We start from the raw sequence: 23661 nt of genomic DNA, 5'->3' as shown, positions 1-23661 counted from the left end.
CCGTGCGGCGCCGGCGGTGCCCGGTTGTGGAGAACCACGGCCCGGTAGCGCCGGGGTCCGGCTGCCGGGGGCGCTAGTTCGTTCCCGTGTCCTCGGGGTTGGCCTGATTGGCGGGAGAAGCAGGTTCTTGGGTGGCGGGCGCTGCTGCACCTTGCGGAAAGGGCGCGGCGGCGCGACGACGCGATTCCCGGCGTTGCGCCTCGGTGCGGGGCTTGGGCTCCGGCCTTGGCTTCGGTTCGGGCTTTACCTTGGATTCAGGTTTGGCAGGTCTGGGCGCCGGGGGCGCGATGCCGCCGGAAATCGCGACGGCCAACACGCCGGCCCCGGTGTGGGCACCGAGCACGGCCGGGACCGGGACAGCCAGGACCTCGAACAGGGAGGCGCCGGCCAGTTCCTGCACGATTTCCTCGGCGGCTTCCTGGTTCCCGAAGTAGTGCACCGCCAGGCGCGCCTGGGGCCCACGCGCGGCTGCCTCGTCGCGGGCAATGGCCACCAGGCGAGCCAGCGTGCGCGAATGGGTGCGGACTTTTTCGTGGGCGACGATCTGTCCGTCGCGCACCGAAAGGATCGGCTTGACGTTCAGCAACGTGCCCAGCACCGAGGCCAGGGTGCCGATGCGTCCTCCGCGGCGGAGCTGTTCCAGCGAGGGCACGGCGAAGTACACGTGGTTTTCGGCGGCGCGGTTGGCCACCGCCTCCAGCTCTGCCGGCGGAGCCCCGGCGGCGGCCAGCTCCGCGACGTCCATCACCGCGAATCCCTGGGCCAGGGCCACGGTAAGCGAATCGATCACGGTGACGGGCACCGGCGAGGACTCAGCGGCCAGGCGCGCCGCATCCACCGTCCCGGAGAGCACCGAGGAGAGGTGGATGGAAATGATTTCCTTCACCCCCGCATCGGCGAGTTCCCGGTAGGCGCGCAGCAGCTGCCCCGGTGCCGGCCGCGAGGTGCGCACGGCCTTGCCCATGGCCAGGCCGAGGGCCAGCTCGGTGGGCACGTCGTCGGTGCCCTCGGAAAAGATCTGGTCGTCGACCATGACCGGCATGGGCACCACGCGCAGGTATCGGGCGTGTTCACGCACCCAGACCTCGGGAAGCGCGGCGGCCGAATCGGTGACCACGCCCACGGGCACGAATCCCCGGGGCGGTGTCATCTGGCGGGCAGGTTCGGCGCCGCGCCTGCCCCACAGCCGCCCCACCCAGCCGCCGGGGCCGGCGGGCCTCGGCGGTCTGGGCGGCGGCTGGGTGGCGTTCATCTCTGTAGGCTACCTTCCCCCGCTAGGAGGCGGGAACCACGTTGACGAGTTTCGGTGCGCGCACGATGACCTTGTTGATCGCCGCGCCGTCCAGGTAGCGCACCACTGCCTCGTCGTTCAGGGCCAGGGCCTCGAGTTCCTCGGCGGTGATGTCCACCGAGACCTCCAGGCGCGCCCGGACCTTGCCGCGGATCTGCACGACCGCGGTGACGGTGTCCTGCACCAGCAGGGCCTCGTCGACCGCCGGCCAGCCGGCGTTGGCGACGGATGGCTCGTGGCCCAGGGCCGCCCACATGTCCTCGGCCGTGTAGGGCGCGAAGAGCGAGAGGATGACCGCGACGGCCTCGGCGGCCTCGCGGACCGCCGGGTCCGACGCGCCGGCGCCGGAGTCGATGGTCTTGCGGGTCGCGTTGACCAGCTCCATCAGCTTGGCGACGACGACGTTGAACTTGCCGCCCTCGAGCATGGCGGCTGCCTCGTGCACCGCCTTGTGGGTGACCTGGCGCAGCGCCTTGTCGCCGGTGGCCGGGTCGGTGCCCGGGTCGCTGTCGACATCCTGCGCCATGCGCCAGGCGCGGGCCAGGAACTTCTGCGAACCGCCCGGGGACACGTCGGCCCAGTCCACGTCGTCCTCCGGCGGGGAGGCGAAGATCATGGTCAGGCGCACCGCGTCGACGCCGAACTTGTCCAGCTGCTCGCCCAGGTCAACGCCGTTGCCCAGCGACTTGCTCATGGCCTTGCCGCCGTTGAGCACCTGTCCCTGGTTCAGCAGCGCGCTGAAGGGTTCGGTCACGTCGATCAGCCCCAGGTCGAAGATGACCTTGGTGAAGAAGCGCGAGTAGAGCAGGTGCAGGATCGCGTGCTCGACCCCGCCCACGTACTGCCCGACCGGCATCCAGTCGCGCACCGCCTGCGGGTCGAAGGGGCCCTCGGTGTAGTGGGGGGAGACGAAGCGCAGGAAGTACCAGGAGGAGTCCACGAAGGTGTCCATGGTGTCGGTGTCGCGCTTGGCGGCGGCACCGCACTTGGGGCAGTCCACGTTGACCCAGTCCTCGGCCGCGGCCAGCGGGCTCGTGCCCTTGGGGGCCAGTGCCTCGCCTCGCAGGTCATCGGGCAGGCGGACAGGCAGCTGCTCGTCGGGGACCGGGACCTCGCCGCAGTGCGCGCAGTGGATGATCGGGATCGGGGTGCCCCAGAAGCGCTGGCGGCTCAGCAGCCAGTCGCGCAGGCGGAAGTTCACGAACTTCTCGCCGGTTCCGGCCGCCTCGACGATCTCGATGGCGCGGGCGATGCCCTCGGCCTTGGGCAGTCCGTCCAGCTCCCCGGAGTTCACCAGGGTTCCCTCGCCGGCGGTGGCAACGCCGGTGGCCGCCGGGTCTTCCTCGCCGGTGTCCAGGACCACGCGCACCGGCAGGTCGAAGGTGCGGGCGAAGTCAAGGTCGCGCTGGTCGTGCGCGGGCACTGCCATGATCGCGCCGGTGCCGTATTCGGCCAGCACGTAGTCGGCGGCCCAGACCGGCAGCTTCTCGCCGTTGAGCGGGTTGATGGCGTAGCGGCCGGTGAACACGCCGGTCTTCTCGCGCTCGGTGGCCTGGCGCTCGATTTCGCTCAGCGCCTTGACCTTTTCCTGGTAGGCCTCCAGGGCCTCGCGGTGCTCCTCGGTGACCAGTTCGTTGGCCAGCTCGGCATCGGCGGCGACCACGAAGAAGGTGGCGCCGTGCAGGGTGTCCGGGCGGGTGGTGAAGACCGTGGTCTTGTGGGCTTCCTTGTCGCCGGCGGCCTCGATGACGAAATCGACGTGGGCGCCCTCCGAGCGGCCGATCCAGTTCTTCTGCATGGCCAGCACGCGCTCGGGCCAGTGGCCCTTGAGCTCTTCCATGTCATCGAGCAGGCGGTCGGCGTAGTCGGTGATCTTGAAGTACCACTGGTTCAGCGACTTCTTGGTCACGACGGTGCCGCAACGCTCACACGCGCCGTTGACGACCTGCTCGTTGGCCAGCACGGTCTGGTCGGTCGGGCACCAGTTCACCGGGTGGTTCTTGCGGTAGGCAAGGCCCTTTTCATAGAAGCGGGTGAACAGCCACTGGGTCCAGCGGTAGTATTCCGGGTCCGAGGTGTGGATGCGGCGGTCCCAGTCGGCGGAGATCGCATAGCGCTTGAAGCTGGCGGCCTGCGTGTCGATGTTCTTGTAGGTCCACTCGGCGGGGTGGGCGTTGCGCTTGATGGCGGCGTTCTCGGCCGGCAGCCCGAAGGAGTCCCAGCCGATCGGGTGCATCACGTCATAGCCCTGCTGGCGCCAGTAGCGGGAGACGACATCTCCCATGGCGAAGGCCTCGGCGTGGCCCATGTGCAGGTCGCCGGAGGGGTAGGGAAACATGTCAAGCACGTAGCGGCGTTCGGCGCTACCGTCGTCCTTGGGCGTGAAGACGCCGAGTTTGTCCCACACCGGTGCCCACTTCGCTTCCATGTCCTGGAAGCTGTAGGCCGCTGCGGCGGACTCGTTGTCAGCGGTTTCGGTGCCGGTCGGCTGGGTGCTCACTATCGGGTTTCGCCTTCTTCTGTTCATGCGCCTGTGGGTGAAACGTGGCTGTCCTGCTTGTTGCTGGCGTGTATCGGCGGCGTAGGCCCCCTGACACACAAAAGCCCCTTGGCAATCAAGGGGCGGCCGCATGGGTTTATCCCATGCGGCTAACTTAGCAAGAGCACTGCGTTCATGCCCCATATTCTACCCCACAAGACGCCGGCCCCGCGGGCTTGCCGGATGCACGCCCGCCCCCGGCGCCAGCCACAGTGGCCTAAAGCACGTCCTCGTCGACCCAGTCGAAGGTGCGGGTGACGGCCTTCTTCCACAGCCGCAGCTGCCGATCGCGCTCCGCCGGTTCCATGGACGGCTCCCATCTCTTGTCCTCGGACCAGTTGGCGCCCAACTCCCCGAGGTCCTTCCAGAAGCCGACGGCCAGCCCGGCGGCGTAGGCGGCCCCCAGCGCGGTGGTCTCGGTGACCCTCGGGCGGATCACCGGGACCCCGAGCAGGTCCGCCTGGAATTGCATCAGCGCGTCGTTGGCAACCATGCCGCCGTCGACCTTGAGTTCGGTGAGCGGGACCCCGGAATCGGCGTTCACGGCGTCCAGCACTTCACGGGTCTGGAAGGCGGTGGATTCCAGCGCCGCCCGGGCAATGTGGTTCTTGTTGGCGTAGCGGGTCAGCCCCACGATGGCCCCGCGCGCGTCCGCACGCCAGTAGGGGGCGAACAGCCCGGAGAATGCGGGCACGATGTACACCCCGCCGTTGTCCTCCACGCCGGCTGCCAGTTCCTCGACCTCCGCGGCGGTGGCGATCATCCCGATGTTGTCGCGCAGCCACTGCACCAGCGAGCCGGCCACAGCGATCGACCCTTCCAGCGCATAGACCGGTGCGGCGTCGCCCAGCTTGTAGCCCAGGGTGGTCAGCAGTCCGTTCCTGGAGCGGACGATTTCCGTCCCGGTGTTGAAGATCAGGAAGCAGCCGGTGCCGTAGGTGTTCTTGGCCTCCCCGGGCCCGAAGGCAGCCTGCCCGAAGGTGGCCGCCTGCTGGTCGCCCAGGATCCCGGCGATCGGCACCTGGCGCAGAAGCTGCGAGGTGTGCACGGTTCCGTAGACTTCGGAGGAGGACTTGATGGCGGGCATCATGGCGACCGGCACCCCGAAGTCGGCCAGGATCCCCTGGTCCCACTCCAGCGTCTCCAGGTCCATGAACAGCGTGCGCGAGGCGTTGGTGACGTCGGTGATGTGCACCCCGCCATCGGTGCCGCCGGTCAGGTTCCAGGTCACCCAGGTGTCGGTGGTGCCAAAGAGCAGGTTCCCCGCCTCGGCCTCCCGGCGAGCCCCCTCCACGTTGTCCAGGATCCATTTGACCTTGGTGCCGGAAAAGTAGGGTGCCAGCGGCAGGCCCACGCGTTCCTTGTACCGGTCGACTCCCCCGTCGGCCGCCAGCTCCTCGACGATGCCCTGGGTGCGGGTGTCCTGCCAGACGATGGCGTGGTGGATGGGCTTGCCGGTGCGTTTGTCCCACACCACGGTGGTTTCGCGCTGGTTGGTGATTCCCACGGCGGCGATGTCGTGCCGGGTGAGGTTGCCTTCGGCCAGCGCAATGCCGATGACCTTGCGGACGTTGTTCCAGATCTCCACGGCATCGTGCTCAACCCAACCCGCATGCGGGAAGATCTGCTTGTGTTCCATCTGCCCCGTGGAGACCACGGTGCCGGCATGGTCGAAGACGATGGCCCGGGAACTGGTGGTGCCCTGGTCGATCGCGATCACGTACTTGTGCATGTCGGTGCCTTTCAAGGGTGCCGTTCAGTAGGGGGTGGCGTTCGACGGCGGGAAGCGCCGTGCGGTGCGCGGTGTCAGGCGTTGCTCAGGGCCACATGCGCCCCGTGCTCCTCGGTGAGCACGCGCCGGCACGCCTGGACCTGCGCCGCGGTCTGCGCTGCGTCCCAGCCGAGCACCGGTGCCAGCGCCTCGGCAACCTGCGCCAGCAGCGCCTCGGTCACCAGCCCGCGGAAGGCCAGCGAGGTGCGCCGGATGAAAACGTCGGCAAGCGTCCCGACCTGCTCGTGCGTGCCCAGGTAGCGCACCTCGGCCGCGGAGAGTTCCGGGCAGCCCGGCAGCGTCGCGTCGTCTGGTCCGATGAACCCCAGCACCGCGTCGGCGCGGGTGCCATAGCGTTGCAACAGCACCTCGAGCCGTGCCCGCGGGGCCTGCCGGGCGCGCCGGGAATACCAGGCCTCCAGCTCCGCCGGGGTCCGGGGGTAGTCCCGCCCCCCGCCGATGGGCAGCGACCGGGTGCCGGGGATCGGCGAGACCCCGAGCTCGGCCAGCACCTTGTTGCCCAGGGTCCTGCCCAGCGCGCGGAAGGTGGTCCACTTCCCGCCGACCAGCGACAGCATCGGGGCACCCCCGGCAAGCCTGGTGTGTTCGATCCGGTAGTCGCGCGAAACGAAGCCCGGGGCGGTGTCGTCGTGGCGCGGCAGCGGGCGGACCCCGGAGAACCGGTAGACGATCTGCTCCGCTGACACCGGGATGGAGGGGAAGACGTGGCCGATCAGCTCGAAGAAGTACGCGACTTCCTCGTCGGTGCAGCGGGCGGGTTCGCCCATGTCCGCATCGATGTCGGTGGTGCCCACCAGCACCCGGTCCCGCAGCGGGTAGATCAGCACGATGCGCCCGTCGGAGTGCTCGAAGAAGATCTCCCGTCCGTCGCAGGCGGCCAGCAGCCCGGGATGGTCAAGCACGATGTGGCTGCCCTTGGTCCCGCCCATGAAGCTGCTGGGGGTGCCGATCGCCGCGTTGGTCATATCCACCCAGGCGCCGGTGGCGTTGACGATGACCTGCGCGTCGAAGTCGAATTCCTCCCCGGTGAGCTCGTCGCGCAATCGCGCCCCGCGCTCGCCGTGGCCGATGAGGGCCACGTAGTTGCTGGCCCGCGCGTGCGGGTTTGCCTCCAGCCCGTCGCGCAGCACGTCCAGGGTCAGCCGCTCGGGGTCGTGCACCGAGGCGTCGAAGTAGGTGGCGGTGTACTTCACGTCGGCCCGCAGTTTCGGGAGCACCGCGAGGGAGGCCTTGGCCCCGCGGAAGCGGTGCCAGGGCGTGTTGCGCCCGATGGCCCCGGCGAACACGTCGTACATGATCAGGCCGATCTTGATCAGCACTGCCCCGCGCTCGGCCCGCAGGCCGGGCCGGTGGGTCACGAAGCGCAGCGGCGCGGCCAGCAGCCCGGAGAAGGTGGAGAAGATCGGGACGGTGGTGCGCAGCGGCTTGACGTAGTGCGGGGCGATCTCCAGCAGCGTGTTGCGTTCCCGCACCGCCTCGTGGACCAGGCGGAATTCCCCGTTTTCCAGGTAGCGGATGCCGCCGTGGATCATGTGCGAGGAGGCGCCCGAGGCGCCCTGGCAGTAGTCGCCGCGCTCCACCAGCGCCACGTCCACCCCCTGCAGCGCCAGGTGGCGGAACGTCGCCACGCCGTTGATTCCCCCGCCGACGATGAGCACCTTGGCGCCGGGCCGGGCGCGCAGGGCGGCGAGTGCGGATCGGTGGGACGCTGCGGCTTCCACGGCGGGGCCATCCTTCGGTGTCACATCGGGCGTAAAGCGGGCTTCACATGGTCTTGTAGACATTACCGGGGGGCGCGGGCCGGTGCCTAGCCCCGCGGGTGAAGCGTAGGCGAATCGTTGCCGAACCGGCCCCGCGTGTGCCCAGCTAGGAACCCCTGCCTGGTGAGGGGCATGCGCTGACCGAAGCACTTCGGCTGTGCTTTGCGGGAATGCCGGAGCGTTGCCCGGCGCCTGGGCGCCGGCAATGAACAGCGCCGCTTTGACGATGTTGTGTTCCAAAGGAGGCCGGACTTCGAGGCGGGCAAGCACCTCGACGCAGGCCTCGTCTCCAACGACGATCCACCTTTCGAGGCCGCACCGCCGCGGCTACGTGTCGAGGTGCATGTCGTCCGGCATCATGCTCATTCCAGGCCGGCAATCGGCGTGCCAGGGTGGCATTTGAACGGCGACTGGCCGCACAGTGGCATCGACCGGCTCACAGGGCAGGCGCTTACGCAGCGACGCAGACGGCCGATGCGAGGTGTCCCCGGGCGCAGCGCATGGCCGGAGTCCAGTACTCGCCGTAGCCGCGGGTGGCCAGGGCCTGCTGCACGTTGGTGATGAGGTAGCCGGCGTGGCAATTGGGCGGGTTGATGATCCGCGAGTAATACGCGGCAATCTCTGCGGCCGTGTGGGCGACGTGGATACTGTGGGCCGAGCCGATGTGGATGGCCCCGTAGGACACGATCCATGACGGGCAGACATAGGGGTTTTTGTGGACGGTGACGTGTGGGAGGTGGTCGTTGGTGCTCATGGCCGGCTTCTGGATGGAGAGGTGGGGGTGGCGGGGTGGAACGGCAGGTATCCGTCATGGGCTGTTCTCCGAGGTTGTGAGCGCCGTTCCGGGCGTTGAAGGATGTGCCTATCCCTCCATGATTGCAAGGGAGCAGGACAGTTTGCGGTCAGCCGACGGGGCGCTCGCCGTGGAGTCGATCGGGGTGGTGTGGACGCAGTTGGGGAAGCGGCGGAGGGCTTGGGGCTTGTTCCAGGAGCTGGTCTCCGGGGTTGCGGGACTTCTGCCATCGATTCCGGGATCATGGGCTCCCCTGCCTGTTGGAAGGCGGCCCGGTTCCCGCGCGTCATCGCAGGACCTGCCGTGCGGATTAACTGTGGCCCTTGGCGGTCTTTCAACTGTTCGTCCACCTGCTCAGATGCACCGCCTTGCCACGTTCTCGGGAGCGCATGAAGGATCCCGCGGGGGCATCTTCGTCCCGGCATGACGGCTCCCCACCACCCATTGGAGATAGGCTGGAACCATGCCCCCGATCCCGCCGCATTCCACTCGCCGCGCCCTGAAAAGCATCCACCACATCCACGGCGCGCAGGTATCCACCTGGACCTACCCGGCCACCGGCCCTTGCCGCGGCGTCATCCTGGCGGTCCACGGCTTCCGCGGCGACCACCACGGCCTGGCCCGGGTCATCGGGCAGCTGCCGGACTTCGCGATCGTCGTGCCCGACCTGCCGGGCTTCGGCGCATCGACCCCGTTCGGCGCGGATCCGGCCCCGGCTTCCGGCGTGTCGGCCACGGGCGCGCCGACGGCGGCCTCCCCGGCGGCCACCCCCGCGACGCCGCGCCACGACGTGGCCGGCTACGGCGAGGTCATCGGCGCGCTGCGCGAGGAGCTGGGGCTGGGCCCCGACACCATTCTGCTGGGCCATTCCTTCGGCACCATCGTCGCCGCGGCGTACCTGGCACGGCATCCCGGCGCCTTTGCGCGCCTGGTGCTCATCAACCCGATCTGCGAGCCCGCGCTCGAGGGCGGCCAGGCCGTGATGTCCCGGGCGGCCGGGGCGTACTACGCGGCGGGGGAACGGCTGCCGGCCCCCCTGGGCGAGGCGCTGCTGCGCTCGCGGCTCATCACTGACGTGATGTCGCTGGCCATGCTCAAGTCACGGGACCCGGCGATGCGCGCCTACGTCGTGGACCAGCACCGGCGCTTCTTTTCCGGGTTCACATCCCGGGCCACGCTGCGCGAGGCCTACGCCGCCTCGATCACCCAGACCGTGCGCGACGTTGCGGCCCGCATCAACGAGCCCACGCTGCTGGTGGTCGGCGAGCAGGACGAGCTCGGGTCGGTGAAGGCCCAGCGGTCCCTGGCCCGCACGTTCCCGCGTGCCTCGATGCGGGTCATTGGCGGGGTGGGGCACCTGATCCACTACGAGAAGCCCGCCGAGGCGGCCTCGCTCATCGAGGATTTCCTGGCCGCGGAGCACCCCTGGGTGCCGCGCGGGATGCCGCGCACCCTATACCCGTCAAGGGACCGGCCGACCGCCCGGTAGCACCGGCCCGGGCCAACCCGGCAGGCCGTCGGATGAGAAAACTAGAGGACGCCGTCCGGGTCGATGCGGATCGAGACGACAGGTTCCTTCGCTGCGCTGAAGGTGGCCCGCAGCGCGCGCAGGGCCGCGGTGACCGCAGGACCCTGGGCGTAGGAGAAGAACAGCAACCAGCGGTGCTCGCCCTCCCCCAGCAGCACCGGTCCGTGCCGGCGCACCTGGTCGCCCACCGCCAGTGCCGCCATGAACTTGTCGGCCGCCGCCGCCGGTCCCTTGACCATGGCGGTGCGCACGGCCGGGGGCAGGCCCAGGTCGCGCCGTTCGTCGAGTTCGGCCTCCGCATAGGCGGCGGCGTCGAAGCGCACCAGCGCGCGCATCGGCTCCCCCGGTTCCCCCGCCACCACCACGGTGCCGCCGCCCGGGCGCTCCCCCGAGGCGTCGCGTCCGCGGGCCAGGTGCGCGGCCCCCATCCAGCGGTTGAGCACCTCTTCCCCGGTGCGCAACCCCTCGCGGGACAGCATCCGGTCCCCGTCCAGCAGCAGCACCGCCGCGTACCCGTTCTCCGCCACCGGCTCGGCGCCCGGGGTAGCCACGACCAGCGCCGGGGCATCGGGCACGGTGTAGAGCGGCTTGGCCCCGGTGGCCGCAACGACCTTGACGTTGGCGAAGGCGCGGCCCAGTTCCTCGGCGGTGCGGTCCGCGCCGATGGACGCGGCGCGCAGCCGCATGAACCCGCATTCGACACAGTTCCAGGCGTGGGCGACGAGACCGCACCAGCCGCAGGCCGGGGCCCCGCGCGCGTCGTCGAGGGCCAGCGGCCCGTTGCAGGCGGTGCAGCGTGCCGGGGTGCGGCAGCGTTCGCAGCGCAGCGCCGGCATGAACCCGGTCCGCGCCACCTGCACCAGCACCGGGCCGTGCGCCAGCGCCGCCTTGGCCTCGCGCCAGGCGGCGGCCGGGAGCCGGGCCGCGTGCAGCAGCGGGTCGCGGTCGGCCTCGAACTCGTCGGAGGCGGCGATGACCCGCGGGGCGTGGGCGCGCAGCCGCGCCCGGTCCGCGACCAGTTCGGTTGCCCAGCCGCTGCGCACCAGCCGCTGGGCCTCGGCGCTGCGCCCGGGGGCCGCCAGCAGCAGCCCGGCATTCTCGATCCCGCAGCGCAGCAGCAATACCTCGCGGGCGTGGTGGTAGGGGGCGCGCGGCTCGGCGTGCGAGGAATCGGCGTCGTCCCAGATGATGGCAAGGCCCAGGTCGCGCACCGGGGCGAAGGCCGCGTTGCGGGTGCCCACGACCAGCCGCGCCTGTCCGCGCGCGACGCGCAGGAAGTTGCGGTAGCGCGGGGTGGCGCCGTCCTCGGCGCTGAGCCGCGCGTAGCCCTCGGCGCCCAGGCGCTCGTCGAGCGTGGAGGCAAGCCGGGCGAGGTCGCGGGCGTCGGGAACCACGATGAGCACCCCGCGCCCCGCGGCCAGGGTCAGCTCTGCGGCCTCGAGCAACAGCGCCGGCCAGTCCCCGGGCCGGTTGGGCACCGCGGAGAGCACCGCGCGGGGGGCCTCCCCGGCGCGCAGCCCTGCCGCGTATTGGGCTCCCCCGTGGTATTCGGCCAGCAGCGCGGATGAGGGTTCGGCGGGGGCATCCGCGGCCGCCGCGGGCTCGGCCGCGGCGTCCCCTGCGGGCGACTTTTCGGTCTCCACCCGGGCCATGCGGGCCGGGACGGCCGAACGCAGCACGTCCCACACCCCGCCGGCGTAGCGCTCGGCAACGGCCCGGGCCACGGCAAGCACCGGCGCGCTGAGCACCACCTCCGGGGAGATGACCGCGCGCAGCGGCTGCAGCTTGATCCCGGGGTCGGAGTGCGCCAGCCGCTCGGTCAGGAAGCCCGCGAGCTCCTGCCCGCCGAAGCGGACCTTGACCCGGACGCCGGGTTGCGCCGCCGCGTCGAGCTCGGCGGGCACCAGGTAGTCGAAGGGCCGGTCAAGGTGCGGGACGGCGGAGTCGATCACGACCCGCGCGACCGGCAATTCACCGGCCATGTTCGGGATGCCGGGCAGCGGGGCGGACAGGTCAAAGCCCGCCAGCAACGAGGGCTGAGCCGACTTTTCCATGCACCACACCTCCCCTTGGACACCTCGAGATTTAGCCTACCGCCGGCCGCGCAACGGGCTTAACCGCGGATCGGGTGCCGCATCGCCTCGCGGGCGCGGCACCCGATCCGCCGGACAGACTCCCGGCCGGAGTCTCGGCTAGGCGTTGAAGAAAGCCTTCAGCGCATCCACGCGGTCCAGGTTCTCCCAGGTGAAGTCGGCCTCCTCGCGGCCGAAGTGGCCGTGGGCGGCGGTCTTCTGGTAGATCGGGCGCTTGAGGTCAAGGTCCTCGATGATGCCCAGCGGGCGCAGGTCGAAGATCTCGTTGATCGCCGCGGTGATCCGCACCGGGTCGACGGTCTCGGTCCCGAAGGTCTCCACGTACAGGCCCACCGGGCGCGCCACGCCGATGGCGTAGGCGACCTGGACCTCGACGCGGCTCGCCAAGCCGGCGGCGACGACGTTCTTGGCGACCCAGCGCATGGCGTAGGCGGCCGAGCGGTCGACCTTCGAGGGGTCCTTGCCGGAGAAGGCGCCGCCGCCGTGGCGGGCGTAGCCGCCATAGGTGTCGACGATGATCTTGCGTCCGGTCAGCCCGGCGTCGCCCACCGGTCCGCCGATGATGAAGGGGCCCGAGGGGTTCAGGATGATGCGGGTCTCGGAGGTGTCAAGCTCCGTGCCGGCGAGCACCGGGTTGACGACCTCGGACAGCAGGCCGTCCTTCAGGTCCTCCAGCGAGAGCTCGGAGGCGTGCTGGGAGGAGACCACGATGGTCTGCACAGAGACCGGCTTGTCCCCGTCGTAGCCGATGGTGACCTGGGTCTTGCCGTCGGGGCGCAGCAGCGACAGCGTGCCGTCCTTGCGCACCTGGGTGAGCCGCTCGGAGAGGCGGTGCGCCAGGTGGATCGGGGTGGGCATCAGCGTCGCGGTCTCATCGGACGCGTAGCCGAACATCAGGCCCTGGTCGCCGGCGCCCTGCGCGTCGCGCGGATCCACGGCGGTGCCCTCGCGGACCTCCAGGGAGTTGAACACGCCGTCGGAGATTTCCTGCGACTGCTGCCCGATGGACACCGACACGCCGCAGCGCGCGCCGTCGAAGCCGTTGGCCGAGGAGTCGTAGCCGATGTCCAGGATGGTGCGGCGCACGATCTCCGGGATCTCCACGTACCCGTCGGTGGTCACCTCGCCCGCCACGTGCACCAGCCCGGTGGTGGTCAGGGTCTCCACGGCAACCCGGGAGTTGGGGTCCTGGGCCAACATGGCGTCGAGGATGGCATCGGAGATCTGGTCACAGATCTTGTCCGGGTGGCCCTCCGTAACCGATTCGGAGGTGAAGAGGCGTAGCTGCGGGGATTCTAAAGTCACCTTGCCACTCTACCGGTAAGTGCACATGCCGGCCGGATCGGCCGAACGTCGGGGTCATGTGGAAGTGGCCACACCGGCTTCGTGACGATTCGTGGCGCCCGGCGGCGCCTGCATGACGCCGCGCGGATGCCGGCTTGACTCCGCGCCGCGGTGCCGGGGCGGATCAGCCCTGGCGCACCGGCTCCAGGGCGCGGGCGATGGCGGCGATGACGGAGGCGGCGACCCGGTCCTTGGACCCGGAAGCGTGCACGGGCGCGGTGCCGTCGGCGAAGAGGATGGTCACGGAGTTCTCGTCGGTGCCGAACGTCAGGTTCTCCCCGACCTCGTTGACGACGAGCATTTCGCAGCCCTTGCGCTTCAGCTTGGCCGCGCCGTACTCGAGCACGCCGGCCTCCGCGTCGCCGGTTTCCGCCGCGAAGCCCACGATCAGCGGCGGCAGGTCCCCGGCACCGCCCGCGGCGGCGCGCTCCGAAACCAGGGTGGCCAGAATGTCGGGGTTGCGCACCAGGGTGATCACCGGGTCGGCGCGGTCCTCGGACTTCTTGATTTTCGCGTCCACGTATTGGGCCGGCCGGAAGTCGGCGACGGCGGCGCTCATGACCAGCACGTCGGCGCCGCGGGCGGCCTCGGTGACGGCGTCCTGCAGTTGCCGGGCGGTGGAGGCGGTGCTCAATTCCACGCCTGCGGGTGCGGGCAGGTCCATGTGGGCGGCGATGAACCGCACGGTGGCTCCGGCGGCCAGGGCGGCCTTGGCCAGGGCGATGCCCTGCCGGCCCGAGGACCGGTTGCCCAGGTAGCGCACCGGGTCCAGCGGCTCGCGGGTGCCTCCGGCGGATATCGCGACGACCTTCCCGGCCAGCGGACCGGCATCTGCCGCCACCTGCCCCGGCGCGTCGGCCCCGGACACGCCGGGAGCGGCTTCAAGGTACGGCGCGAGCGCCGCGAAGATCTCCTCCGGCTCGGGGAACCGGCCCGCGCCGGAGTCCTTGCCCGTGAGGCGCCCGACCGCGGGGTCGATCACGTGCACGCCGCGGCTGCGCAGCAGGGCGACGTTGGCCACCGTGGCGGGGTGTTCCCACATCTCGGTGTGCATGGCCGGAGCCATGACCACCGGGGCGCCGGTGGCCAGCAGGGTGCCGGTGAGCAGGTCGTTGGCCATGCCGGCGGCGGCCCGCGCCATCACGTCGGCGGTGGCCGGCGCGATGACGACCAGGTCGGCCTCCTGGCCGAGGCGGACGTGGTTGACGGTGTCCACGGCCTCGAAGACGGAGGTGCGCACGGGGCGCCCGCTCAGCGCCTCCCAGGTCGCGATGCCGACGAATTGCAGCGAGGCTTCGGTGGGGATGACATCGACCTGGTGCCCCGCCTCCTTAAACAGCCGTAGCAGCAAAGCTGCCTTGTAGGCGGCGATCCCTGCGGATACACCTAGGACAATGCGCTTCACTGCTACCACCGATGCGTTAGTGCGTGGCGCCGGCCCGGAAGGGACCGGATTCGGCCCGACCCCCGGCTGCGCCGGCACCCACGCGGTGTAATCGTTTGCGGCCGAGTGGCTACTCGGCGGCTTCCTCGATCTTCGAGACGTTGAGCATGCCCTCGTTGATTTCGCGCAGGGCGATGGACAGCGGCTTCTCGTTCAGGCGGGTGTCGACCAGCGGGCCGACGTACTCGAAGAGGCCCTCGTGCAGCTGTGCGTAGTACGCGTTGATCTGGCGTGCGCGCTTGGCGGAGTTGATCACCAATGCGTACTTCGAATCGGTGGTGGTCAGCAGCGAGTCGATGGACGGGCTGATGATGCCTTCAAGGTTCGTGTTCACGAAGCCTCCAAATAACTAGGTGGTGGATCAAGACGTAGGGGGTACTGCATCCGCCGGGCCCCGGTGCCGTGCGGCACCAAGGGCCCGGCGGGCCTTGCACAAAAGTTTTTAGCGTGCGTGCGGGGTCAACCCCATGAGGGTCACCAGCTCGTTTGCGGCCCGCGAAATGTCGTCGTTGACGATGGTCACGTCGAATTCCGATTCCGCGGCAAGCTCCAGTTTAGCGGTTTCCAGCCGGCGCTGCTGCTCCTCGGGTGTTTCGGTGCCGCGGCCCACAAGTCGGCGCACCAATTCCTCCCAGCTGGGAGGGGCCAGGAACACGAATGTCGCCTCCGGCAGGTTCTCCTTGACCTGGCGCGCGCCCTGCAGGTCGATCTCCAGCAACACCCGCTTCCCCGCGGCCACGGCCTCCTCGACCTTGGTGCGGATGGTGCCGTAGCTGTTCTGGCCGTGCACGACGGCCCACTCCAGCATTTCGCCGTCGTTGACCAGTTCCCCGAACTTCTCCGGCCCCACGAAGAAGTAGTGCACGCCGTCGACCTCGCCCGGGCGCGGCTGGCGCGTCGTGGCGGAAACCGAGAGCCACACCTGGGGGTAGTTGTCGCGAATGTAGGTGGAGATCGTTCCCTTCCCTACGGCCGTGGGACCGGCGAGGACTGTGACCGCGGGGTGGGGGCTAACCGTCATGGTGTGCTTCGTTACTCTTTCGTTTTGGGGGGCGATTGCTGGAAATGTTCCACCAATGCGATGCGCTGTTTGCGCCCCAGCCCGCGCAGGCGCCTGCTGGGTGAGATGCCTAGTCTATCGATAAGCGTGTGTGCCCGGATCTCCCCGACGCCCGGGACCGACTCCAACAGGTCCATGACCCGCAGCCTGCCGATGGCCTCGTCGTGGGGAACCAGGTCCAGAAGTTCATTGATGCCCAGCTTTCCGGTGCCGAACTGGTTCTTGATTTCGGCCCTGCGCGTGCGTGCAGCCAGCGCCTTTGCCCGCGCGCGAATACGGTCCTCGTCTGAGAGTTCTCGCAGTACCATGCCTTTTGCCGCCGTTCCATCTATTGGGTCAAGCACCAGGGCAACAAGCCCTGAACTGAAGATAACGAATGATGGGCCCCGATGCAATGGTTAATCGTGCTGTGGCTACCAGTAATGCGTGAACGAGGGGCAAATTCCGGTCATGGGGCAGGTTGCGGGGCGGCGGGTGTAAGCAAGATCATCCCGCAATCCATGTTTGGGGCGGATGCTGGCCCCACATGCGCCGATGCGTCGGGGGCCCGGCCGGGAGACGGTCCGGGCCTGCCCCGGCCGCTGCGGGGCTCCCCATGGGAGCCCGCGTGGGGACGACGAGGCCCCCGGCGCGACCCGCGTGGGTTGCGCCGGGGGCCTCGGATGGCACCGGGAAACCAGTGCCCGCCGGCCCGCCGGCTAGAGCAGCGAGTCCCGGGTCGCGGCCGCGGCGTCGCGCAGCGCCCCGGCGTCGGGGCCCGCCTTGAGCACGTCGCGGCTGGAGGTGCCGAGCACCTGCGGCCAGAACGCGCCGAAGGACGCCTTCATGTCCGCGCCCGTGGCGCCCTGGGCGCCGAGCCCCGGCGCCAGGATCGGGGCGTGGGAGGCGGCCAGGTCGATGCCCAGTTCCTCCAGTGCCGCGCCCACGGTGGCGCCGATGACCAGGCCGGTGGAGCCGAACGGGGTCGCCCCGGCGTTTTCCGCGGCGACCGCGCCGACGATGCCCCTGGCCACGGAGTCGGCGCCGCCGACATGCTGCACGGACTTGCCTTCCGGGTTGGAGGTCAATCCCAGCACGAACACGCCGCGGCCGGTGGCCGCCGCGAGGTCAAGGGCCGGGCGCAGCGACTCGTAGCCCAGGTAGGGGCTCAGCGTCACGGCGTCGGCGGCCAGCGGACTGCCCTCCCCCAGCCAGGCATCCGCGTAGGCGGCCATGGTGGAGCCGATGTCCCCGCGCTTGGCATCGGCGATCGACAGGACGTGGCCGGCCGCGCACAGCGCCAGGGTTTCCTCCAGCACCGCCAGGCCGCGCGAGCCGTGGCGCTCGTACAGCGCCACCTGCGGCTTCAGTGCCGCGACGTGCCCGGCCAGGGCCTCCACGACGGAAAGCGAAAAGCTGCGCAGCCCGTGCACGTCGTCTTCCAGCCCCCAGGCAGCCAGCAGGCCGGGGTGCGGGTCGATGCCCACGCACAGCGGGCCGTGCGCGTCCATGGCGGCGGCCAGGCGCTGCCCGAAGGGCGCACGGGCGGCCGCCGCGGCCGCCCGTGCCTCCGCGCTAGGCATTGGCGCCGTCCTTGGTCACCGCGGCGGCTGCCGCAGCGGCCTCGGCCTCGGCGACGCCGGCGGCCTGCAGGGTCTTGGCGTGCTCCTGCAACGAGGTGACGGTCCACTCGAAGTGGCGCATCGCGTCGATCGCCTGGATGGCGGCGCCGAATTCGGCGACGGTGGTGATGATCGGGGTGCCCACCGAGACGGCGGCGGCGCGGATCTCGTAGCCGTCCCCGCGTGCCTCGCCGCCCGAGGGGGTGTTCAGGATCATGGCGATCTCCCCGTCGGTGATCAAATCCACGATGTTCGACTCGCCCTCGACCGATCCCTCGCGGACCTTGCGGACCACGGTGGAGGGGATGCCGTTGCGGCGCAGCACTTCGGCGGTGCCGCCGGTGGAGACGATCTCGAACCCGATGTCGGCCAGGTGCTTGACCGGGATCACGATGGAGCGCTTGTCGCGGTTGGCCACCGAGACGAAGACCTTGCCCTTGGTCGGCAGCGGGTTGTTCGCGGCGGCCTGGGACTTGGCGAAGGCGGTGTCGAAGTACTTGTCGATGCCCATCACCTCGCCGGTGGAGCGCATTTCCGGGCCGAGCAGCGAGTCGACGACCTTGCCCTCCGGGGTGCGGAAGCGGGCGAAGGGAAGCACTGCCTCCTTCACCGAGACCGGCGCGCCCTCGGGCAGGTTGGCCCCGTCGCCGGACTCCGGCAGCATGTGGTGCACGGAGCGCAGGTGCGCGATGGACACCCCGACGCCGATCATCGCCGCGGCCTTGGCCAGCTGCACGCCGGTGGCCTTGGAGGTGAACGGCACGGTGCGGCTGGCGCGCGGGTTGGCCTCGATCACGTAGAGCACATCGGACGCCAGCGCGAACTGGATGTTGATCAGGCCGCGCACGCCCACGCCCTCGGCGATGGCGCGGGTGGCGGCGACCACGCGGTCGCGCACGTCCTGGCCCAGGGTGATCGGGGGCAGCACGCAGGCGGAGTCGCCGGAGTGGATGCCGGCCTCCTCGATGTGCTCCATGATTCCGCCGACGTAGAGGTCGGTGCCGTCGAACAGGGCGTCGACGTCGATCTCGATGGCGTCCTCGAGGAACCTGTCAACCAGCACCGGGTGGTCGGCGGTGATCTCGGTGGCGTTGGTGATGTAGCGGGCGAGGTTGGCCTCGTCGTACACGATCTCCATGCCGCGGCCGCCCAGCACGTAGCTTGGGCGGACCAGGACCGGGTAGCCGATCTCGTCGGCGATGCGCTTGGCTTCCTCGAAGGAGACGGCGGTGCCGTTCTTCGGGGCGATGAGCCCGCCGGCATCCAGCACGCGCTGGAAGGCGCCGCGGTGCTCGGCCAGGTCGATGGCCTCCGGGGAAGTGCCCAGGATCGGGACGCCGGCGTCGGCCAGTTCCTGCGCCAGCTTCAGCGGGGTCTGCCCGCCGAGCTGCACGAACACGCCGAGGACCCCGCCGGTGGATTCCTCCGCGTGGATGACCTCCAGCACGTCCTCGAGCGTCAGCGGCTCGAAGTACAGGCGGGTGGAGACGTCGTAGTCGGTGGAGACGGTTTCCGGGTTGCAGTTGACCATGACTGTCTCGTAGCCGGCGGCCCGCAGCGCCATGGTGGCGTGCACGCAGGAGTAGTCGAACTCGATGCCCTGGCCGATGCGGTTCGGGCCCGAGCCCAGGATGATGACCGAGGGCTTTTCGTGCAGCGCGACCTCGGTCTCCTCGTCGTAGGAGGAGTAGTGGTACGGGGTGAAGGCCTCGAACTCGGCGGCGCAGGTGTCAACGGTCTTGAATACCGGGCGGATGCCCAGCGCGTGGCGGATCCCGCGCACCACCGCCTCGGTCTTGTTGGTCAGCTTGGCGATCTGCGCGTCGGAGAAGCCGTGGCGCTTGGCCTCGCGCAACACGTCTTCGTTGAGGTCCGGGTTGGAGCGGATCATCGCGGCGGTCTCGTTGATCAGCACCAGCTGGTCCAGGTACCACGGGTCGATGGCGGTCTTCTCGAAGACCTGCTCGATGGATGCGCCGCCGAGCAGCGCGCGCTGCACGTTGTACAGGCGCTCGGTGGAGCCCTTGACCGAGTCCTCGAGCAGCTGCTCGATCTCGAAGTCCATCGGCTTGTTGAACGCGATCTCGGACCCCTTCTGCTCCAGGGAGCGCAGGGCCTTCTGCAGGGCCTCAGTGAAGTTGCGGCCGATGGCCATCGCCTCGCCGACGGACTTCATGGTGGTGGTCAGCGTCGCGTCGGCCGCCGGGAACTTCTCGAAGGCGAAGCGCGGGACCTTGACCACGACGTAGTCCAGGGCCGGCTCGAAGGCCGCGGGGGTCTTGAGCGTGATGTCGTTGGGGATCTCGTCCAGCGTGTAGCCCAGCGAGAGCTTGGTGGCGATCTTCGCGATGGCGAAGCCGGTGGCCTTGGAGGCCAGCGCGGAGGAGCGGGAGACGCGCGGGTTCATCTCGATGACCACGATGCGCCCGGTGTCAGGCTCGATGGCGAACTGGATGTTGCAGCCGCCGGTGTCAACGCCGACCTCGCGGATGACCGCGATGGAGATGTCGCGCAGGCGCTGGTACTCGCGGTCGGTCAGCGTCATGGCCGGGGCCACGGTGATCGAGTCGCCGGTGTGCACGCCCACGGGGTCGAAGTTCTCGATGGAGCAGATGACCACGACGTTGTCGTTCTTGTCGCGCATCATTTCCAGCTCGTACTCCTTCCAGCCCAGGATCGACTCCTCCAGGAGCACCTCGGTGGTCGGCGAGTACTGCAGGCCGGCGCCGGCGATGCGGCGCAGGTCCTCGGCGTTGTACGCCATGCCCGAGCCCAGCCCGCCCATGGTGAAGGAGGGGCGCACCACCACGGGGTAGTTCAGTTCCTCGACGGCGGCGAAGGCCTGCTCCATGGTGTGCACGATGACCGACTTGGCGGATTCGGCGCCGCAGCGCTCCACGACGCCCTTGAACTTCTCGCGGTCCTCGCCGAGTTCGATGGCCTCGATGTTCGCGCCGATCAGCTCGACGTTGTACTTTTCCAGCACGCCGGCCTTGTCCAGGGCGATGGCGGTGTTCAGGGCGGTCTGGCCGCCCAGGGTCGGCAGGATCGCGTCGGGGCGCTCCTTGGCGATGATCTTCTCCACGACCTCCGGGGTGATCGGCTCGACGTAGGTGGCGTCGGCGAACTCCGGGTCGGTCATGATGGTGGCCGGGTTGGAGTTGACCAGGATGACCCGCAGGCCCTCCTCCTTGAGCACCCGCAGCGCCTGGGTGCCGGAGTAGTCGAATTCGGCCGCCTGGCCGATGACGATCGGCCCGGAGCCGATGACCAGGACCGACTTGAGGTCTTCGCGCTTAGGCATTACTTCTCTCCCTGGGTGGATGCGGTGGCGGCGGTGTTCTTGGCCGCGCGCATGTTGGTGATGAACCTGTCGAACAGGTGGCTGGCGTCGTGCGGACCGGAGGCCGCCTCGGGGTGGTACTGCACCGAGAAGGCGGGGATGTCCAGGCAGGCCAGGCCCTCGACGACGGAGTCGTTGAGCGAGATGTGGGACACCTCGACGCGGCCGAAGCGCTCCAGCGGGGCGTTCGCGGCGCCCTCGCGGGGTGCGTCGACGGCGAAGCCGTGGTTCTGGCTGGTGATCTCCACCTTGCCGGTGGCCTTGTCCAGCACCGGCTGGTTGATGCCGCGGTGGCCGAAGCGCAGCTTGTAGGTGCCGTAGCCCAGGGCGCGGCCCAGGATCTGGTTGCCGAAGCAGATGCCGAAGTACGGGATCCGCGCGTCGAGCACCTGGCGGACCAGCTCGACCTGGGTGGCGGCGGTGGCCGGGTCGCCGGGGCCGTTGGAGATGAACACGCCGTCTGCGTCCAGGGCGGTGATCTCGGCGAAGGTGGCGTTGTGGGGCAGCACGTGCACGCGCACCCCGCGCTCGGCGAAGCGCTGCGGGGTCATCGCCTTGATGCCCAGGTCGATCGCGGCGATGGAGTATTCCACCTCGCCGGTGAAGCCGTGGTCCTTCGGCTCGACAGTGTAGGCCTCGCTGGTGGAGACCAGCGCGGAGAGGTTCTGCCCCTCCATGGACGGCTGGGCGTTCACCGCCTTCACCAGTTCCTCGACGCTTGCCGTGGCTGCCTCGCCGGAGAAGATGCCCGACTTCATGGCGCCGCGGTCGCGCAGGTGGCGGGTCAGGGCGCGGGTGTCGACCTGCTGGATGCCCACGACCTCGTAGGCCCGCAGTTCCTCGTCGAGGGACCGCTGGGCGCGCCAGTTCGACGGGCGTCGCGCGGCGTCGCGGACCACGTAGCCGGCGGCCCAGATGCGCGTCGATTCGGCGTCGTCGTCGTTGACCCCGGTGTTGCCGATGTGCGGGAAGGTCTGCACGATGATCTGGCGCGCGTAGGAGGGGTCGGTGAGGGTCTCCTGGTAGCCGGACATGCCGGTGGAGAAGACCGCCTCGCCCAGGGCGGTGCCGATCGCGCCGTAGCTACGGCCGCGGAAAACCCGTCCGTCTTCGAGCACCAAGAGGGCTTGCTCGGTTCCCTGTACTGCTGTCACTGGTTTTCCTTTGTTTCGGCGGGTGGTTGCGTGTCGTTGGTTCCGGTGCCTGCCAGCGCGGCGATGCGCGCGGCGAGGTCCGGGAGTTCTTGGTGGTAGCGGGGGCGGAATCCGGTGTCCACGGCCTGGGTGCCCAGCATCCAGCTGATCACCAGCAGGCCGTCCTTCTCCACGAACTTCCCGGCCATGCCGCTGGAGCGGGAGACGGCGGCAAGGTCCGCGGCGGGGATGAAGAGGTCGGGCGCGCCGTGTCGGGCCAGCAGCACCCCTGCGGCGTGGACGGACAGGTCCGCGTTGGTCCGGATGCCCAGGCGGTGCGCGGCGATCCGGTCAAGCCAGTCGCCGGCGGTGGTGGTGCACACGTACACTCCCTCGGTACTCTCCCCCAGCGGCGCGCCGAGTGCCGGCGCGCCGTCGGCGTCCACCGGGACCGGGGCCGGTGCGGGCACCGAGGCCTGGCGGCGCAGGCGGTTGCGCCAGCCCAGCAGGATCAGCGCCACCATCAGAACGATGATCGCCAGGGTGGTGGCCACCGCTGCGGTGTACTGTCCCATCAGGCTGCCTCGGTGATGCGCGGGGTGTTCAGCTCTCCGCCCAGCACCGTGGGGTGGCCGTGGAAGAACACGGTGGTGACCTTGCCCGGCAGCTCGAGGCCCTTGAACGGGGAGTTCCGCCCCTTGGTGGCCATCGCGACGGGGTCCACGACCCAGCGTGCCTCGGCGTCCACCAGGGTGATGTTGGCTGGCTCGCCGACCGCGAGTTCGCGGCCCTGGTCTTCCACGCGGCCGATGGCGGCCGGGGCGCTGGAGGTGATGCGCGCGAAGTCGGCCCAGGTGATCAGCCCGGTCTCGATCATGGTGTGCTGCACCACCGAGAGCGCGGTTTCCAGCCCGGTCATGCCCATGGCCGCGGCGGCCCACTCGCATTCCTTGGCCTCGGAGGGGTGCGGGGCGTGGTCGGTGCCGATGACGTCGATGGTGCCGTCGGCAAGTCCGGCTCGCAGCGCCATCACGTCGGCCTCGGCGCGCAGCGGCGGGTTGACCTTGTAGACCGGGTCGTAGCTCTTGACCAGTTCGTCGGTCAGCAGCAGGTGGTGCGGGGTGACCTCGGCGGTGACGTTCACGCCGCGGGACTTGGCCCAGCGGATGATCTCGACGCTCCCGGCGGTGGAGACGTGGCAGACGTGCAGGCGGGAGCCGACGTGTTCGGCCAACAGCACGTCGCGGGCGATGATCGATTCCTCGGCCACTGCCGGCCAGCCGGCCAGGCCGAGCACCGCGGAGACCTCGCCCTCGTTCATCTGGGCGCCCTCGGTGAGGCGGGGTTCCTGGGCGTGCTGGGCGACGACGCCGTCGAACGCTTTCACGTATTCCAGCGCGCGGCGCATGATCAGCGGGTCAAAGACGCAGATGCCGTCGTCGGAGAAGACGCGGACCTGTGCACGGGAATCGGCCATCGCGCCGATCTCGCTCATCTGTTCGCCGGACAGCCCGACGGTGACCGCGCCGACCGGGCGCACGTCGACCCAGCCGGAGCGCCGCCCCAGGGACCAGACCTGCTCCACGACCCCGGCGGTGTCCGCCACGGGGTTGGAGTTGGCCATCGCGTGCACGGCGGTGAAGCCGCCCAGCGCGGCGGCGCGGGTTCCGGTTTCCACGGTCTCGGCGTCCTCGCGGCCCGGTTCGCGCAGGTGGGTGTGGATGTCGACCATGCCCGGCAGGGCGATCTGGCCGGCGGCCTCGATGAGGGTGGCGTCGGCGGCGGCTGCGTGCGTGGCGGCGTCCGCGCCGAGGGCGGCGATCTTGCCGTCCTGGACCAGGATGTCGCTGGCCTCGGTGCCCAGCGGCCTGGCGCCGCGGATGAGGTAGGCGTTGTTGGTGGTGCTCATGAGGATTGGCTCCCGTTTCTTGACAAGTTCT

At 69.8% G+C, this 23661-nt stretch carries 17 protein-coding genes; 1 reads left to right on the top strand and 16 read right to left on the bottom strand.

Annotation, left to right across the window (positions count from 1 at the left end):
• Window positions 1–73 precede the first annotated feature (73 nt).
• The 5 genes from KRR55_RS04870 to KRR55_RS04850 all read right to left on the bottom strand — a co-directional run bounded on the left by KRR55_RS04870 (window position 74) and on the right by KRR55_RS04850 (window position 8136).
• Window positions 74–1252 (bottom strand): DegV family protein, encoded by a 1179-nt coding sequence (locus KRR55_RS04870; RefSeq protein ID WP_217387933.1) that lies wholly within the window; start codon window positions 1250–1252, stop codon window positions 74–76.
• Window positions 1253–1274: 22 nt separating this feature from the next.
• Window positions 1275–3791 (bottom strand): leucine--tRNA ligase, encoded by a 2517-nt coding sequence (gene leuS, locus KRR55_RS04865; RefSeq protein WP_217387932.1) that lies wholly within the window; start codon window positions 3789–3791, stop codon window positions 1275–1277.
• Window positions 3792–4047: 256 nt separating this feature from the next.
• The gene (glpK, locus tag KRR55_RS04860; RefSeq protein ID WP_217387931.1) at window positions 4048–5562 is read right to left on the bottom strand and encodes a glycerol kinase GlpK; all 1515 of its coding nucleotides are present in this window, start codon (window positions 5560–5562) and stop codon (window positions 4048–4050) included.
• A 74-nt stretch (window positions 5563–5636) separates the two neighbouring features.
• Window positions 5637–7343: a glycerol-3-phosphate dehydrogenase/oxidase gene (locus tag KRR55_RS04855; protein ID WP_336245037.1), complete on the bottom strand. Its 1707-nt coding sequence runs from the start codon at window positions 7341–7343 to the stop codon at window positions 5637–5639.
• Between the two features lie 490 nt (window positions 7344–7833).
• A complete protein-coding gene (locus KRR55_RS04850) occupies window positions 7834–8136 on the bottom strand; it encodes a hypothetical protein (RefSeq protein ID WP_217387929.1) in 303 nt (100 codons plus the stop codon).
• A 502-nt stretch (window positions 8137–8638) separates the two neighbouring features.
• On the opposite strand from KRR55_RS04850, the gene KRR55_RS04845 reads away from it, so the two are divergent.
• Window positions 8639–9664: an alpha/beta fold hydrolase gene (locus tag KRR55_RS04845; RefSeq protein ID WP_217387928.1), complete on the top strand. Its 1026-nt coding sequence runs from the start codon at window positions 8639–8641 to the stop codon at window positions 9662–9664.
• Between the two features lie 41 nt (window positions 9665–9705).
• Here KRR55_RS04845 and KRR55_RS04840 read toward each other — a convergent pair whose 3' ends face one another.
• From KRR55_RS04840 to KRR55_RS04790, 11 genes are all read right to left on the bottom strand, one after another.
• Window positions 9706–11757 (bottom strand): primosomal protein N' family DNA-binding protein, encoded by a 2052-nt coding sequence (locus KRR55_RS04840; RefSeq protein WP_217387927.1) that lies wholly within the window; start codon window positions 11755–11757, stop codon window positions 9706–9708.
• A 138-nt stretch (window positions 11758–11895) separates the two neighbouring features.
• Window positions 11896–13101: a methionine adenosyltransferase gene (metK, locus tag KRR55_RS04835; RefSeq protein WP_217387926.1), complete on the bottom strand. Its 1206-nt coding sequence runs from the start codon at window positions 13099–13101 to the stop codon at window positions 11896–11898.
• A 163-nt stretch (window positions 13102–13264) separates the two neighbouring features.
• Window positions 13265–14545 (bottom strand): bifunctional phosphopantothenoylcysteine decarboxylase/phosphopantothenate--cysteine ligase CoaBC, encoded by a 1281-nt coding sequence (gene coaBC, locus KRR55_RS04830; RefSeq protein WP_217387925.1) that lies wholly within the window; start codon window positions 14543–14545, stop codon window positions 13265–13267.
• A 109-nt stretch (window positions 14546–14654) separates the two neighbouring features.
• On the bottom strand, window positions 14655–14918 hold the full coding sequence (rpoZ, locus tag KRR55_RS04825; RefSeq protein WP_217387924.1) for a DNA-directed RNA polymerase subunit omega: 264 nt from the start codon (window positions 14916–14918) through the stop codon (window positions 14655–14657).
• A 108-nt stretch (window positions 14919–15026) separates the two neighbouring features.
• Complete coding sequence (gene gmk / locus KRR55_RS04820) at window positions 15027–15605, bottom strand: guanylate kinase (protein ID WP_217387923.1); 579 nt, start codon at window positions 15603–15605, stop codon at window positions 15027–15029.
• Between the two features lie 11 nt (window positions 15606–15616).
• Window positions 15617–15952 (bottom strand): integration host factor, actinobacterial type, encoded by a 336-nt coding sequence (gene mihF / locus KRR55_RS04815; protein ID WP_217387922.1) that lies wholly within the window; start codon window positions 15950–15952, stop codon window positions 15617–15619.
• 390 nt (window positions 15953–16342) lie between these two features.
• Complete coding sequence (gene pyrF / locus KRR55_RS04810; RefSeq protein WP_217387921.1) at window positions 16343–17206, bottom strand: orotidine-5'-phosphate decarboxylase; 864 nt, start codon at window positions 17204–17206, stop codon at window positions 16343–16345.
• Window positions 17199–20549 (bottom strand): carbamoyl-phosphate synthase large subunit, encoded by a 3351-nt coding sequence (gene carB, locus KRR55_RS04805; protein ID WP_217387920.1) that lies wholly within the window; start codon window positions 20547–20549, stop codon window positions 17199–17201. The genes pyrF and carB overlap by 8 nt, the downstream gene beginning before the upstream one ends.
• Window positions 20549–21742: a glutamine-hydrolyzing carbamoyl-phosphate synthase small subunit gene (gene carA, locus KRR55_RS04800; protein ID WP_217387919.1), complete on the bottom strand. Its 1194-nt coding sequence runs from the start codon at window positions 21740–21742 to the stop codon at window positions 20549–20551. Before carA ends, carB begins: the two co-directional genes overlap by 1 nt.
• A complete protein-coding gene (locus KRR55_RS04795) occupies window positions 21739–22296 on the bottom strand; it encodes a PH-like domain-containing protein (RefSeq protein ID WP_217387918.1) in 558 nt (185 codons plus the stop codon). Before KRR55_RS04795 ends, carA begins: the two co-directional genes overlap by 4 nt.
• Window positions 22296–23630, bottom strand: coding sequence for a dihydroorotase (locus tag KRR55_RS04790; RefSeq protein ID WP_217387917.1), 1335 nt, complete (start codon window positions 23628–23630; stop codon window positions 22296–22298). The genes KRR55_RS04795 and KRR55_RS04790 overlap by 1 nt, the downstream gene beginning before the upstream one ends.
• Window positions 23631–23661: the final 31 nt, after the last annotated feature.

The sequence above is a fragment of the Paeniglutamicibacter quisquiliarum genome (genome assembly GCF_019084045.1).
In the GTDB taxonomy this organism is placed as follows: Bacteria; Actinomycetota; Actinomycetes; order Actinomycetales; family Micrococcaceae; genus Paeniglutamicibacter; species Paeniglutamicibacter quisquiliarum.
Note: the sequence above shows the minus strand (reverse complement) of the source record. Positions and strands in the feature narration are given on the sequence as shown.

Excerpts from the sequence above, each read along its gene's own strand:
- mihF (WP_217387922.1), bottom strand. The coding sequence starts at position 15,952 with ATGGTACTGCGAGAACTCTCAGACGAGGACCGTATTCGCGCGCGGGCA.
- KRR55_RS04870 (WP_217387933.1), bottom strand. The coding sequence starts at position 1,252 with ATGAACGCCACCCAGCCGCCGCCCAGACCGCCGAGGCCCGCCGGCCCC.
- pyrF (WP_217387921.1), bottom strand. The coding sequence starts at position 17,206 with ATGCCTAGCGCGGAGGCACGGGCGGCCGCGGCGGCCGCCCGTGCGCCC.
- glpK (WP_217387931.1), bottom strand. The coding sequence starts at position 5,562 with ATGCACAAGTACGTGATCGCGATCGACCAGGGCACCACCAGTTCCCGG.
- KRR55_RS04850 (WP_217387929.1), bottom strand. The coding sequence starts at position 8,136 with ATGAGCACCAACGACCACCTCCCACACGTCACCGTCCACAAAAACCCC.
- KRR55_RS04845 (WP_217387928.1), top strand. The coding sequence starts at position 8,639 with ATGCCCCCGATCCCGCCGCATTCCACTCGCCGCGCCCTGAAAAGCATC.
- KRR55_RS04840 (WP_217387927.1), bottom strand. The coding sequence starts at position 11,757 with ATGGAAAAGTCGGCTCAGCCCTCGTTGCTGGCGGGCTTTGACCTGTCC.
- gmk (WP_217387923.1), bottom strand. The coding sequence starts at position 15,605 with ATGACGGTTAGCCCCCACCCCGCGGTCACAGTCCTCGCCGGTCCCACG.
- carB (WP_217387920.1), bottom strand. The coding sequence starts at position 20,549 with ATGCCTAAGCGCGAAGACCTCAAGTCGGTCCTGGTCATCGGCTCCGGG.
- KRR55_RS04795 (WP_217387918.1), bottom strand. The coding sequence starts at position 22,296 with ATGGGACAGTACACCGCAGCGGTGGCCACCACCCTGGCGATCATCGTT.
- KRR55_RS04790 (WP_217387917.1), bottom strand. The coding sequence starts at position 23,630 with ATGAGCACCACCAACAACGCCTACCTCATCCGCGGCGCCAGGCCGCTG.